Below are 12141 nucleotides of genomic sequence, written 5' to 3' on the forward strand. Positions count from 1 at the left end.
TCATCAACCGCGCCGCCGCCAATACGCCGCCACCCGGCGGCGCAGATGCTCGATGCCCTGCGGATGCTCAATAAACTGCGCCACCGGCATCATCCGCCAGCGCTGGCCTTCGTCGCCAAAGCGAATGGCGGCGATCTGCGCCGGGGCGATCTCGCCGGCCATAAACCAGGTCGGCGGGGAGCCGGGCAGAACGCCATCGTAGCGCCGCCGCCAGACAACCTGACATTCCGCGATCGTCACGCCGAACTCTTCCTGCGTTTCCCGCTGCACGCACTGCAGCGGCGTTTCGCCGTTTTCCCGCCCGCCGCCAGGCAGATCCCATTGACCGGGCCATGGAATGCCCGGCTTGTCGTCCCGTTGGTAAACCAGCAAGCGATCGTCGCACAGCAGCGCGATCTTGGCCCCGCCAAACGCCTCGTCCGTCATGATTTCTCCGCTCCCGGCCCATCGCCTTTGACCGAACATCATACTTCATCCCCGCGCGGCCTGGTGTATAGTGAAAATCCGTTTTCACAACAGGCGAACAATAACGATGAACTCTCCGTTTCTGGTGACTCCCCAATGGCTTGCGCAACATATCAACGATGAAAATCTGGTGGTGATCGACGTTCGGATGTCGCCGGTGGGGCTAACGCCGAAAAAGGACATGCTTGCCGAGTTCGAACGCGGCCATATCCCCGGCGCGGTCTATTTTGATATCGACGACGTGGCGGACAAAAACACCGCGCTGCCGCACATGCTGCCGACGGCGGCGGAGTTTGGCGCGGCGGTGGGCAAACTGGGCATCAGCGAGCGCGATACCCTGGTGATTTACGACGAGGGCAACCAGTTCTCCGCACCGCGCGGCTGGTGGACCTTCCGCAATTTCGGCGCCGAGCATGTTTACGTACTGGACGAAGGGCTGAACGGCTGGACCGCGCTGGGGCAAGCGCTGGCAACCGGCCCGGCGCAGCCTGCCCCGCAGACGTTCAACGCCCGGTTCAACGCCGACGCGGTGGTGGATATGCGGCAAGTGGAACAGGCGCTAGGCACGCCGGTGCAAATTCTCGACGCGCGCGCCGCGCCGCGTTTCCATGCCGAAGCGCCGGAGCCGCGTCCCGGCCTGCACCGCGGCCACATTCCGGGCAGCATCAACATTCCGTACGGCGAGCTGCTGGAGAACGGCCGTTTCAAATCGCTGGAGGCACTGCGCCAAACCTTCAGCGACAAGGGGGTGGACATCAACGGCCCGATCATCACCAGCTGCGGCTCCGGCGTGACGGCGGCGGTGCTGGCGTTTGGCTTGTTGTCGCTCGGCGCGCCGCAGGTCAAGCTGTATGACGGTGCCTGGAGCGAATGGGGCCAGCTGAGCGGCAAGCAGCCAATCGCCCAAGATTAGGTTTCGATCCGCTCGACCACGATCTGCGCCAGCCGCTGCACGGCGGCCGAAGGCTGATCCTCGGCGCGGTGCAGCACCACGCCGAGTTGGCCAAGAGCGGGCAGCAGATCGGGGGCCAGCGGTGACAGGCCGGGCGGTAAGCCCGCCGCCGTGCGCACCGTGACGCCCAACCCGGCGCTCACCGCCGCCCAAACGCCATTCAGGCTGCGGCTGGTAAAGGCGATGCGCCAGGGAATACCGGCGCGATCCAGCGCCTGCGTCGCCGCGCTGCGCATCAGACAGGGCGCGTCGAACATCACCAACGGCAAGGGCTCATCCCCTTCTCGCCACGGCGCCAGCGCGAAGCCGGGCGAGGCGATCCAGTGCAGCTGCCGCTGCCCCAGCGCCTGATGAAACGGCGTGCTCAAACCGCCATCCCACGCCAGCGACAGGTCCAGCTGGCCTTTCAGCACCCAGTCGATCAGCTCGGCATTGCGGGCGATGCGCGCCTCGATGCGCACCTTCGGATTGGCGCGCGCGAAGCTGCCCAACACCTGCGGCAGAAACGTCTCGCCGAAATCCTCCTGCAACCCCAGCCGCACCGTGCCCTGCAGATCCAACCCGCGCACCGCGGCGGCGGCTTCGTCATTGAGCTCCAGCAGACGGCGCGCGTAGCCGAGCAGGGTTTCCCCCGCCTCGGTCATCACCATGCCGCGCCCAGCCTTGCGCAGGATCGGCGCGCCGACCTGCTGTTCCAGCTTTTTCAGGTGGGCGCTGACCGCCGACGTCGAACGCCCCAGCCGTTCAGCCGCCTTGGCGAAGCTGCCCAGCTCGACGCCGGTGACGAAGCTGCGCAAATCCTCGAGATCGAACGTTATTCGCCCCATGCTGACCGTCCTGATTTTTTGAACCATCAATCAAAATAATACCGATTTTACTGATAAAGATGGCGTGTCACGCTCTCCGGGTCAATGTCTTTCCGGAGAATCCTTATGCTCGCGATGCAATACCGTTTCACCCTGCCCGCCGATTACGACATGGCGATCGTCCGCCGCCGTATCGCCGATGTCGGCCACCGGCTCGACGCCTGCCCGCAGCTGATCGTCAAAGCCTATTTGTACGCGCAGCGCAGCGAAGGCAGCGCCGAGAATCTCTACGCCCCCTTCTACCTGTGGAACAGCAGCGCCGGCATGAGCGACTTCCTGATCGGCGAAGGTTTCAGGGGCCTCAGTCAGGCGTTCGGCTGGCCGCGCGTCAATCACTGGCTGCCGTGGCTGACGCATTTCGATCGCCCTCATTTGGCCGAGGCCGCCTGGGCGACCTGTCAGGAGCAGATTATCGCCCCCTACAGCGATCTGCCTGCGCTGCGGCGGCAACAGCAGGCGGCACCTGGCGCGCTGGCCTCCATCGTGGCGTTCGATCCCGCCGAGTGGCGATTAGTGCGGCTGGATGTCTGGCGTGCCCCCCCGCAGGCACGGCCGCAAAACCGCCAACTGTTCCGCGTCGGCCATCTGTCTGCCCCCTTTGACCACACTGCGCCGCGGGTTGACAGCCAAACTTGATATTGATAATCATTATCAACATTAAACATTCACTTGCGGCTCGCGGGATGCGGGCCGCTCTCCGGGGTCAACCGCCATGTCGTCATCACCGATCACACCTTACGCCACCACCTGCTGCATCGTGGGGGGCGGCCCCGCCGGGCTGATGCTCGGCTATCTGCTGGCGCGGGCGGGGATCGACGTGACGGTGCTGGAGAAGCACGCCGACTTCCTGCGCGATTTTCGCGGTGACACCATTCACCCATCGACGCTGGAAGTCATGCATCAACTGGGCCTGCTCGACGAGCTGCTGACGCTGCCGCATCAGCGCGCGGAATCTCTGCACGCCGAAGTCGCCGGACGCGACATCAAGCTGGCGGATTTCACCCGCCTGCCGACGCGCTGCAAATTTATCGCCTTTATGCCGCAGTGGGAGTTCCTCAACTTTTTGGCCCAGCAGGCCGCCGCCTTCCCCAACTTCAGGCTGCTGACCTCAACGCAGGTTCACCAGTTGCTGTACGACCGCGGCCAGGTGTGCGGCGTGCTGGCCGACACGCCTGAAGGGCCGATCCGCGTGCGCAGCCAGTTGGTGGTCGGCACCGACGGCCGCAACTCGGTGGTGCGCGAACAGGCGGCGCTCAGCAGCCGATCCTTCGGCGCGCCGCGCGACGTAGTGTGGATGAAGCTCAGCAAGCAGCCGGGCGATCCGGCCTGGTCGATGGGCCATACCGGGCCGAAGCAAAACTTCATCATGATCGATCGCGGCGACTACTGGCAGTGCGGCTACTCGATCGATAAAGGCAGCTTCGACGCGATCCGCCGCAGCGGCCTGGAGAAATTTTTGCTGCACCTCGCCGAGGTGGCGCCATTCCAGGACGATCGCCTGCAGGAGATCGTCGAGTGGGATCAGGTGAAGTTGCTGAGCATCCGCATCGATCGTCTGGATCGCTGGGCCAAACCGGGGGTGCTATGCATCGGCGACGCCGCGCACGCCATGTCACCGATCGGCGGCGTGGGCGTCAACCTGGCGATTCAGGACGCGGTGGCCGCCGCCAATGCCCTGATCCCGCCGCTGCGCCAGCATCGGCTGCAGCTGAAGCATCTGCTGAGCGTGCAGCGCCGGCGCGAATTCCCCACCCGGGCCATCCAGTTTTTGCAGATAAAAATGAGCCAGCGCAAGCCGGGCGAACGCCGCGCGGCGGGCGGTTCGCGCCTGATCGCCCGCGTCGGCAACAGCCGCTGGCTGCCGCGCCTGTTCGGCCGCATCATCGGCCTGGGTTTTCGTCGTGAAACGCCGCGACATCTGTCCAACGAAACCTGCCCGCCGGAATAGCATTGGTGATTTTTTCATCGCGCCGTATAATGGTTAAATCGAACGATTTAATTAACTGGAGCGATTAAATGTACGCACTCACCGCGAACGAGGCCAAAACCCAATTCGGCGATTTGCTGCTCAAGGCGCAGCGTGAACCGGTGCAAATCAATCGCAACGGCAAACCGGTCGCCGTCGTCATGTCTGTAGAAGATTACCAGGCGCTGGAAGATCTCAAATTAAGCGCACTGCAGCAAAAAATCGCGCAGTCTACCGCCGAGGAAGACGCCGGTAAGGCGGTAGACGGCGATGCCTTCTTCAACCGTCTGCTCACCGATGAAACAGACTGAGATGCCCGCGTTTCGCCTCACCCCGCAGGCCCAACAAGATCTGCTGGCTATTCGTCATTTCACCATCGAGCACTGGGGCCAAGCGCAATCTCGCCGCTATCTTGAGCAGTTGAGAGAGGTGATGCATCATTTGGCAGATATGCCGGAAGCGGGTAAAGCTCACTTCCACGATCTGGGCGAAGAGATACGCAGTTTTCCTTACGCCAGCCATAGGATCTACTACCGCAGCCGCCCTGCCGGCATCACCGTTCTCGCCATTTTGCATCAGGCGATGGTGCCCCACCGGCATCTGGAACAGCGGCTGTAATTTTTCTTACTCAAAGGAGCACTGATGTTCACCGTTCGTCAGGCATTGCTGGAAGATTTAACCCTGGTGCGCGATATCGGCATCCGCACCTATCGCGCCCACTTCGGTGAGCTGTGGCGCTACCCGCACGAGCTGGAGGCCTTTCTGGCGGAGGATTTTTCCGTCTCCGCACTGGAACGGACGCTGCGCGATCCCGACGTGTGCTGGCTGTTGGCCTATGAGAATGACGCCCTCGTCGGCTATGCGCGGCTCAACGTCGACAGCCTGCTGGCGCCAACGCAAACCCGCGGCGCAGAGCTGCAGAAAATCTATTTCCTGCCGGGCCATGCCGGCAATGGCTATGGCCAGCGCCTGTACGAACAGGTGCAGCAACGGGCTATCGAGCGCCGGCAAAAAACGCTGTGGCTGGAAGTGCTGCAACGCAACACCGGCGCCCAACGCTTTTATCAGCGCCAGGGATTGAGCATTTGTGGCGAGACCTGCTACACCAGCGCCCAGGGCTCGATAGGCATCTGGTATATGAGCAAGGCGCTGTAACCGCGCCCCGCTCCGCCGTCGTTAGCGCGGCTCCCGCTGCAGCATCAGGAACAGCAAGGCAAACGCATTGGGCGCCAGGTAGATCAGCGCCCCCAGCTGCACCGCCAGCGGATCCTTCTTGGCCTGCCAGGCCATAAACCAGTCGCCGGCGACCACCATAAAACCGACGCCCCACACCGCAATTGCGCAAAGCGCCCCCAGCATCGCCCAGGCTTTGCCCTTGGCGAAGGCGGCGTAAGGGCCTTTCAATCGCCCGATCATCAGCACCACGCCCGCGGCCGCGAATAGGCCGGCCAGCGTTTCCAGCGTGGTGATGACCGCCAACCCCAACATGCAGGCCCAGTCGGCGCGGATCGCGCGCCACATCAGCCCCGGCGTTTGATAAGTATCCTGCATGGCAAGCAGCGGCCCCACCGCATTGCGCGCGGTGCCGGCGAAATCCGCCGTATTGTTCAACAGGCTGAACAGCCCCCACAGAGCCGGAAACAGAGACAGGACGATGCAACCGAGGCGTGACACAGTGATTTCGTTCATGGTTATCCTTAATGAATAAACGGGTGGCTCCCGTCCTCATGACGGGACCGCTATTGAGATCCTGATAGTTTGACGTGCACAATGTAAGAACTAATCTTACAATGACGCAGCATAGCCGAAAGTGAGGAGGAACAATGGGCAGAACACTAACGGTAGATCTGGGTGACGAACTGCGTAGCTTCGTCGAAGACCTGGTGGCCAGCGGCGATTACCGAACGCCCAGCGAAGTCATCCGCGAATCCGTGCGCACTTTGCGCGAACGTACCGCCGCCTCAAAACTGGAAGAGCTTAGGCGCTTGATCGCCGAAGGAGAGAACAGCGGCGAAGCCGTCGAATGGGATCGTGATGTGTTCATGGAAAGAATACGGAGCAAAGCAAAAGGATGCGCAGGAGAGTAACCGTTCGTCCAAAAGCGTTGGACGATATGGAAGAGATCTATTTTTACGGGTTGGCGCACTTTGGCTTGCAGGTGGCCGAAGATTATCTGCGCCGCCTGCATCAGGCTTTCGATAACCTTAGCCACCACCAACTCGGCAGAAACATCGATGCAATCGGCCCCGGCCTATGGGTATTGCCCGTCGCCAACCACCTGATTTATTTTCGACAGCACAGGCGGGAGGTGAATATCATCAGAGTGCTGCATCATTCCCGCGATCCGCTCAGCCAATCCTTTTTCAGCTGACCCAACGTTAAATCGCCACCAGCGCGCGGACGCCGTCCTGTTCCATAGCGCTGCCGGCGCCGCGCTGCACGATGCTGCCGCGCGACATCACCAGATAGCTATCCGCCAGGTCAGCGGCGAAGTCATAGAACTGCTCCACCAGCAGGATCGCCATATCGCCCCGCGCCGCCAGCTGTTTGATCACCGCGCCGATCTCCTTGATCACCGAAGGTTGGATCCCTTCCGTCGGTTCGTCGAGGATCAACAGCTGCGGCCGGCAGGCCAGCGCCCGGCCAATCGCCAGCTGCTGTTGCTGCCCGCCGGAGAGATCGCCGCCGCGCCGCTCCTTCATCTGCCGCAGCACCGGAAACAGTTCATAGATCGGATCCGGCACCGCGCGCGCGTCAGCGCCGGAAAAACGCGCCAGCCCCATCAGCAGATTTTCCTCCACCGTCAGGCGCGGGAAAATCTCCCGCCCCTGCGGCACATAGGCGATGCCCGCCTGCACCCGCTGATGCGGCTTTTTACCGGTGATGGTTTCGCCCCGCCAACGGACGCTGCCGCTGCGCGCCGGGATCAGCCCCATCAGGCATTTCAGCAGCGTGGTCTTGCCCACGCCATTGCGCCCCAGCAGGCAGGTCACCTCGCCGATACGCGCCTCGAACGACAGGCCGCGCAGAATGTGGCTGCCGCCGTAATACTGATTCAATTCCTCTACCTGCAGCATGATTACGCCTCCTCAGCGCCCCAGATATACCTCAATCACCCGTTCATCGGCCTGCACCTGCGCCAGCGATCCTTCCGCCAGCACCTGCCCCTGATGCAGCACCGTCACGCGATCGGCAATGGTTTCCACAAACCCCATGTCGTGCTCCACCACCATCAGCGAATGCTTGCCCGCCAGCTCGCGGAACAGTTCGGCGGTGTAGTCGGTTTCGGCGTCGGTCATGCCGGCCGCCGGCTCGTCGAGCAGCAGCAGGTGCGGCTCCTGCACCAGCAGCATGCCGATCTCGAGAAACTGTTTCTGCCCGTGGGACAGCAGCCCGGCGGGCCGGTGGCGCTCATGCCCCAGCCGCAGGGTCTTCAGCATCTCGTCGATGCGGTCGCGCTGCTCGCTGCTTAGGCGGGCGCGCAGGCAGGCCCACACCGACTTACGGGTTTTCTGGGCGATCTCCAGATTTTCGAACACCGTCAGCGCCTCGAACACCGTCGGTTTTTGAAACTTGCGGCCGATGCCGGCGTGGGCGATCTGCATCGGCGCCAGCCGGGTCAGATCGACGGTCTGATCGTAAAACACCCTGCCGCTGTCCGGCCGGGTTTTGCCGGTGATCACATCCATCAGCGTGGTCTTGCCGGCGCCGTTGGGGCCGATCACGCAGCGCAGTTCGCCGACGCCAATGCGCAGCGACAGATCGGTCAGCGCGCGAAAACCGTCGAAGCTGACGTTGACGTTGTCGAGCTGCAGCACCGGATCGGTTTGCTGCCGGTATTTGTCCGCCGGCAGCGGATGGGTAAACAGTTCGTCGGTCACTTGCATCGCCTTCATGAGCTTTTCCTCCGCCGCAGCAGGCCAATCACTCCTTTCGGGAGAAACAGCGTGACGACGATAAACATCAGGCCGAGGAAAAACTGCCAGTATTCAGGAATGGCCATGGTGAACCAGCTCTTGGCGCCGTTGACGATGCCGGCGCCGAGCAGCGACCCCACCAGGGTGCCGCGCCCGCCGAGGGCGACCCAAATGGCGGCCTCGATCGAGTTGGTCGGCGACATTTCGCCGGGGTTGATGATGCCGACCTGCGGCACATAGAGCGCGCCGGCCAGCCCGCACAGCACCGCCGACAGCGTCCAGACGAACAGCTTGAAGCCCTTCGGATCGTAGCCGCAGAAGGTCAGGCGGTTTTCCGCATCGCGCACCGCGGTCAGCACCCGGCCGAACTTGCTGCGCGCCAGCGCAAAGCCGATGGCCAGGCTGGCGGCCAGCAGCAGCACCGTCGCCAGGAACAGCGCCACCCGCGTGCCGGCGGCGGTGATGGGAAAGCCGAGCAGCGTGGTGAAACCGGTAAAGCCGTTATTGCCGCCGAAACCGGTCTCGTTGCGAAAGAACAGCAGCATGCCGGCATAGGTCAGCGCCTGGGTCATGATCGAGAAGTACACCCCTTTGATTTTCGAGCGAAAGGCGAAGTAGCCGAACAGGAAAGCCAACAGGCCCGGCACCAGCACGATCAGGCACAGCGCCCAGGCGAAATGCTGGGTGCCGCTCCAGAACCACGGCAGCTCGTTCCAGGAGAGGAACGCCATAAACGCCGGCAGCCCGTCGCCCGCCGCCTGCCGCATCAGGTACATGCCCATGGCGTAGCCGCCGAGCGCGAAGAACAGCCCGTGGCCGAGCGACAGCAGCCCGGCATAGCCCCACACCAGATCGAGCGCCACCGCCACCACCGCGTAGCACAGGATCTTGCCCGCCAGCGTCAGGGTATAGGTGGACACCGCCAGCGGATGATCCGCCGGCAACAACGTCATGAACGGCATGACCAGCAGCGCCAGCAACGCCAGCCCGCCGATGCTCAACGCCAGCCGGGGCGCTTTCTGCACGCCGGTTACGGTCAATGGTTGGCTCATCAGTCAATCACCCTGCCCTTAAGGGCGAACAGCCCCTGCGGACGCTTTTGAATAAACAGAACGATCAGCACCAGGATCAGGATCTTGCCCAACACGGCGCCGATCTGCGGCTCGAGGATCTTGTTGACGATGCCGAGGCCGAAGGCCGCCGCCACCGTCCCCGCCAGCTGGCCGACGCCGCCGAGCACCACCACCAGGAACGAGTCGATAATGTAACCTTGCCCCAGCTCCGGCCCGACGTTGCCCAACTGCGACAGCGCCACCCCGCCAAGCCCGGCGATGCCGGATCCCAACCCGAAGGCCAGCATGTCCACCCGCCCGGTGGGCACGCCGCAGCAGGCCGCCATCGCGCGGTTTTGCGTCACCGCGCGCACGTTCATGCCGAGCCGGGTTTTGTTCAGCAGCAGCCAGGTCAACGCCAGCACCAGCAGCACGAACGCGATCACCGCGATACGGTTCCACGGCAACACCAGGTTCGGCAACAGCTGCACGCCGCCCGACAGCCACGCCGGGTTGGCGACCTCGACGTTCTGCGCGCCGAACAGCACCCGCACCAGTTGGATCAGCACCAGGCTGATGCCCCAGGTGGCCAGCAGGGTTTCCAGCGGCCGGCCGTACAGGTGGCGGATCACCGTGCGCTCCAGCAGCATGCCGATCCCGGCGGTGATGGCGAACGCCACCGGCAGCGCCGCCAGCGGGTAGAGCGCCAGCCACTGCGGCGCAAATTGCTGAAACAACCCCTGCACCAGATAGGCGGAATAGGCGCCGAGCATCAGCATTTCGCCGTGCGCCATATTGATGACGCCGAGCAGGCCGTAGGTGATCGCCAGACCAAGCGCCGCCAACAGCAGGATCGAGCCGAGCGACAGGCCGCTGAACGCCTGGCCGAGCAGATCGCCGATCATCAGGCGGTGCTGCACGCGCTGCAGGCTGCGCTGCGCCTCGGCGCGCACCGCGGCGTCCGGCTCATTGGCCGCGTCGGTCAAGGCTTGCAGCCGCGCGCGGGTTTCCGGCTCGCCCGATTCCCCCAGCAGCCGCACCGCATTGAAACGCACCTGCGGGCTGGCGTCGGCCAATTGCAGGTTCGCCAGCGCAATGCTCAGCGCGTCGCGTACCTGCGGGTCTTTCTCCTGCGCCAGCCGCCGGGTCAACAGCGGCAACTGCTCGCCCTGCGCCTCGCGCTGCAGCGCGGTCGCCGCCTGCAGCCGCACCGCCGCGTCCGCGCTGACCAACCGCTGCGCCGACAATGCGTTGGCGATCAGAATGCGTAGCCGGTTGTTCAGCCACACCTTCTTCGGCTCGCCAACCGGGGCCGCCTCACCTTCAAGCGGCAGATAGCGGTCGCCCTGGCGGATAAAGGCGCGTTTCGCCCCGTCGATCGCCACGGTTTCCTGCTGCAGCCCCTGCAGCAACGGCAGGCGCGCGGCGTCCGGCTCGGCCGCCCACGCCTGCAGCAGTTTAGCCTGCTGCGCGCGAGTGGCCGCCGCGAACTCATCGGCCGGCCCGGCCTGCGCCAGCAGGGGCCAGGCGCACAACAGCCACAGCCCGGCGCGCAGAGAGGATAAAAACGGAGATTGCATCAGCTGCCTCTTCTGTTGGGCCGGCGCGCGTCGAGCCGCGCCGGCGCTGAGTGACGTTACTTGCCGCCTTTCACCGGGTAATCCGGTTTTTTGTCGTTGCCGGCAATATACGGACTCCACGGCTGCGCGCGCACCGGCGCCTCGGTCTGCCACACCACGTTGAACTGGCCGTTGCCCTCGATCTCGCCGATCATCACCGGCTTGTGCAGGTGGTGATTGGTCTTGTCCATGGTCAGCGTGAAGCCCGACGGCGCGGCGAAGGTTTGCCCAGCCATCGCCGCGCGCACCTTATCGACGTCGGTGGTGCCGGCCTTTTCCACCGCCTGCGCCCACATGTGGAGGCCGACGTAGGTGGCCTCCATCGGATCGTTGGTCACCGCAGTGGCGTAATTCGGCAGATTGTGCGCCTTGGCGTAGGCTTTCCACTGGCTGACAAACTGTTTGTTGGTCGGGTTATCCAGCGATTCGAAGTAGTTCCAGGCCGCCAGGTTGCCCACCAGCGGTTTGGTGTCGATGCCGCGCAGCTCCTCCTCGCCGACCGAGAAGGCGATCACCGGCACGTCCGTGGCCTTGACGCCCTGGTTGGCGAGTTCTTTGTAGAACGGCACGTTGGAATCGCCGTTGATGGTGGAGATCACCGCGGTATTGCCGCCGGCGGCGAACTTCTTGATGTTGGCGACGATGGTCTGGTAATCGCTGTAGCCGAACGGCGTATAGACCTCTTCGATATCCTTGTCCTGCACGCCTTTACTGTGCAGGAAGGCACGCAGGATCTTGTTGGTGGTGCGCGGATAGACGTAATCGGTGCCCAACAGGAAGAAGCGCTTGGCGCCGCCGCCGTCCTCGCTCAGCAGGTATTCCACTGCCGGGATCGCCTGCTGGTTCGGCGCCGCGCCGGTGTAGAACACGTTCGGCGACATCTCTTCGCCTTCGTATTGCACCGGATAGAACAACAGTCCGTTCAGCTCCTCAAACACCGGCAGCACCGACTTGCGCGACACCGAAGTCCAGCAGCCGAACACCGCCGCCACCTTGTCCTGGCTCAGCAGCTGGCGCGCCTTTTCGGCGAACAGCGGCCAGTTGGAGGCCGGATCTACCACCACCGGCTCCAGCTTTTTGCCGAGCACCCCACCTTTGGCGTTGATCTCGTCGATGGTCATCAGCGCCACATCCTTGAGCGGCGTCTCGGAAATCGCCATGGTGCCAGAGAGCGAACTCAGAATACCGACCTTGATGGTGTCGGCGGCCTGCGCGCTCCAGGCCAGGCCCATGCCGACAGCGGCGGCGGACAGCGCAAAAGCTTTGATAAAACGACGACGTTGCATAGTTCAAACTCCTGATGT

The 12141-nt window shown here is 63.5% G+C and carries 16 protein-coding genes; 8 read left to right on the forward strand and 8 right to left on the reverse strand.

Translation table 11 applies throughout. The features are described 5' to 3' along the window. Positions 1-3 precede the first annotated feature (3 nt). Positions 4-426, reverse strand: a complete 423-nt coding sequence (locus tag ACJ8HA_RS10700) for an NUDIX hydrolase (RefSeq protein WP_049203903.1) — start codon at positions 424-426, stop codon at positions 4-6. Between the two features lie 106 nt (positions 427-532). Here ACJ8HA_RS10700 and sseA point away from each other — a divergent pair, with 106 nt between their 5' ends. Further along, positions 533-1378, forward strand: a complete 846-nt coding sequence (gene sseA, locus ACJ8HA_RS10705) for a 3-mercaptopyruvate sulfurtransferase (protein WP_043136964.1) — start codon at positions 533-535, stop codon at positions 1376-1378. Here the strand turns inward: sseA and ACJ8HA_RS10710 are convergent. Beyond that, positions 1375-2244, reverse strand: coding sequence for a LysR substrate-binding domain-containing protein (locus ACJ8HA_RS10710; RefSeq protein WP_025302028.1), 870 nt, complete (start codon positions 2242-2244; stop codon positions 1375-1377). The two genes, sseA and ACJ8HA_RS10710, sit on opposite strands and share 4 nt — an antisense overlap. 105 nt (positions 2245-2349) lie before the next feature. Here ACJ8HA_RS10710 and ACJ8HA_RS10715 point away from each other — a divergent pair, with 105 nt between their 5' ends. The 5 genes from ACJ8HA_RS10715 (at position 2350) to ACJ8HA_RS10735 (ending at position 5404) form a co-directional block, all read left to right on the forward strand. After that, the gene (locus ACJ8HA_RS10715; RefSeq protein WP_127146423.1) at positions 2350-2919 is read left to right on the forward strand and encodes a DUF4865 family protein; all 570 of its coding nucleotides are present in this window, start codon (positions 2350-2352) and stop codon (positions 2917-2919) included. A gap of 76 nt (positions 2920-2995) precedes the next feature. Continuing rightward, positions 2996-4231: an FAD-dependent oxidoreductase gene (locus tag ACJ8HA_RS10720; RefSeq protein WP_049208920.1), complete on the forward strand. Its 1236-nt coding sequence runs from the start codon at positions 2996-2998 to the stop codon at positions 4229-4231. A 68-nt stretch (positions 4232-4299) separates the two neighbouring features. Continuing rightward, positions 4300-4560, forward strand: coding sequence for a type II toxin-antitoxin system Phd/YefM family antitoxin (locus tag ACJ8HA_RS10725; protein ID WP_193402661.1), 261 nt, complete (start codon positions 4300-4302; stop codon positions 4558-4560). Position 4561: 1 nt separating this feature from the next. After that, positions 4562-4867, forward strand: coding sequence for a type II toxin-antitoxin system RelE/ParE family toxin (locus ACJ8HA_RS10730; RefSeq protein ID WP_072270879.1), 306 nt, complete (start codon positions 4562-4564; stop codon positions 4865-4867). Positions 4868-4891: 24 nt separating this feature from the next. Further along, entirely contained in the window at positions 4892-5404 is a 513-nt protein-coding gene (locus ACJ8HA_RS10735) for a GNAT family N-acetyltransferase (protein WP_442515329.1), read from the forward strand. A gap of 21 nt (positions 5405-5425) precedes the next feature. On the opposite strand, the gene ACJ8HA_RS10740 is transcribed toward ACJ8HA_RS10735, so the two are convergent. Next, positions 5426-5938: a DUF2165 family protein gene (locus ACJ8HA_RS10740; RefSeq protein ID WP_004939438.1), complete on the reverse strand. Its 513-nt coding sequence runs from the start codon at positions 5936-5938 to the stop codon at positions 5426-5428. A gap of 134 nt (positions 5939-6072) precedes the next feature. On the opposite strand from ACJ8HA_RS10740, the gene ACJ8HA_RS10745 reads away from it, so the two are divergent. Next, the gene (locus tag ACJ8HA_RS10745; protein ID WP_004939442.1) at positions 6073-6336 is read left to right on the forward strand and encodes a type II toxin-antitoxin system ParD family antitoxin; all 264 of its coding nucleotides are present in this window, start codon (positions 6073-6075) and stop codon (positions 6334-6336) included. Further along, positions 6321-6620 carry a type II toxin-antitoxin system RelE/ParE family toxin gene (locus ACJ8HA_RS10750; protein ID WP_049295232.1) on the forward strand — a complete coding sequence of 100 codons (300 nt, stop codon included), beginning with the start codon at positions 6321-6323 and terminating at the stop codon, positions 6618-6620. Before ACJ8HA_RS10745 ends, ACJ8HA_RS10750 begins: the two co-directional genes overlap by 16 nt. Before the next feature lie 7 nt (positions 6621-6627). On the opposite strand, the gene urtE is transcribed toward ACJ8HA_RS10750, so the two are convergent. From urtE to urtA, 5 genes are read right to left on the reverse strand one after another with little or no spacing between them, the layout of a single operon-like run. Further along, a complete protein-coding gene (gene urtE / locus ACJ8HA_RS10755; RefSeq protein WP_260515377.1) occupies positions 6628-7326 on the reverse strand; it encodes an urea ABC transporter ATP-binding subunit UrtE in 699 nt (232 codons plus the stop codon). A gap of 12 nt (positions 7327-7338) precedes the next feature. Then, entirely contained in the window at positions 7339-8145 is an 807-nt protein-coding gene (urtD, locus tag ACJ8HA_RS10760) for an urea ABC transporter ATP-binding protein UrtD (protein ID WP_015377102.1), read from the reverse strand. After that, complete coding sequence (gene urtC / locus ACJ8HA_RS10765) at positions 8142-9218, reverse strand: urea ABC transporter permease subunit UrtC (protein WP_442515330.1); 1077 nt, start codon at positions 9216-9218, stop codon at positions 8142-8144. The genes urtD and urtC overlap by 4 nt, the downstream gene beginning before the upstream one ends. Beyond that, complete coding sequence (gene urtB, locus ACJ8HA_RS10770) at positions 9218-10798, reverse strand: urea ABC transporter permease subunit UrtB (RefSeq protein WP_060447578.1); 1581 nt, start codon at positions 10796-10798, stop codon at positions 9218-9220. The genes urtC and urtB overlap by 1 nt, the downstream gene beginning before the upstream one ends. A gap of 56 nt (positions 10799-10854) precedes the next feature. After that, the gene (gene urtA, locus ACJ8HA_RS10775; RefSeq protein WP_049208925.1) at positions 10855-12123 is read right to left on the reverse strand and encodes an urea ABC transporter substrate-binding protein; all 1269 of its coding nucleotides are present in this window, start codon (positions 12121-12123) and stop codon (positions 10855-10857) included. Between the last annotated feature and the right edge of the window lie 18 nt (positions 12124-12141).

Source organism: Serratia sp. CY33802 (assembly GCF_052169095.1).
Taxonomy (GTDB): domain Bacteria; phylum Pseudomonadota; class Gammaproteobacteria; order Enterobacterales; family Enterobacteriaceae; genus Serratia; species Serratia bockelmannii.

Coding starts and splice junctions, on each gene's coding strand:
- ACJ8HA_RS10700 (WP_049203903.1), bottom strand. CDS start 426: ATGACGGACGAGGCGTTTGGCGGGGCCAAGATCGCGCTGCTGTGCGAC.
- sseA (WP_043136964.1), top strand. CDS start 533: ATGAACTCTCCGTTTCTGGTGACTCCCCAATGGCTTGCGCAACATATC.
- ACJ8HA_RS10710 (WP_025302028.1), bottom strand. CDS start 2,244: ATGGGGCGAATAACGTTCGATCTCGAGGATTTGCGCAGCTTCGTCACC.
- ACJ8HA_RS10715 (WP_127146423.1), top strand. CDS start 2,350: ATGCTCGCGATGCAATACCGTTTCACCCTGCCCGCCGATTACGACATG.
- ACJ8HA_RS10720 (WP_049208920.1), top strand. CDS start 2,996: ATGTCGTCATCACCGATCACACCTTACGCCACCACCTGCTGCATCGTG.
- ACJ8HA_RS10725 (WP_193402661.1), top strand. CDS start 4,300: ATGTACGCACTCACCGCGAACGAGGCCAAAACCCAATTCGGCGATTTG.
- ACJ8HA_RS10730 (WP_072270879.1), top strand. CDS start 4,562: ATGCCCGCGTTTCGCCTCACCCCGCAGGCCCAACAAGATCTGCTGGCT.
- ACJ8HA_RS10735 (WP_442515329.1), top strand. CDS start 4,892: ATGTTCACCGTTCGTCAGGCATTGCTGGAAGATTTAACCCTGGTGCGC.
- ACJ8HA_RS10740 (WP_004939438.1), bottom strand. CDS start 5,938: ATGAACGAAATCACTGTGTCACGCCTCGGTTGCATCGTCCTGTCTCTG.
- ACJ8HA_RS10745 (WP_004939442.1), top strand. CDS start 6,073: ATGGGCAGAACACTAACGGTAGATCTGGGTGACGAACTGCGTAGCTTC.
- ACJ8HA_RS10750 (WP_049295232.1), top strand. CDS start 6,321: ATGCGCAGGAGAGTAACCGTTCGTCCAAAAGCGTTGGACGATATGGAA.
- urtE (WP_260515377.1), bottom strand. CDS start 7,326: ATGCTGCAGGTAGAGGAATTGAATCAGTATTACGGCGGCAGCCACATT.
- urtD (WP_015377102.1), bottom strand. CDS start 8,145: ATGAAGGCGATGCAAGTGACCGACGAACTGTTTACCCATCCGCTGCCG.
- urtC (WP_442515330.1), bottom strand. CDS start 9,218: ATGAGCCAACCATTGACCGTAACCGGCGTGCAGAAAGCGCCCCGGCTG.
- urtB (WP_060447578.1), bottom strand. CDS start 10,798: ATGCAATCTCCGTTTTTATCCTCTCTGCGCGCCGGGCTGTGGCTGTTG.
- urtA (WP_049208925.1), bottom strand. CDS start 12,123: ATGCAACGTCGTCGTTTTATCAAAGCTTTTGCGCTGTCCGCCGCCGCT.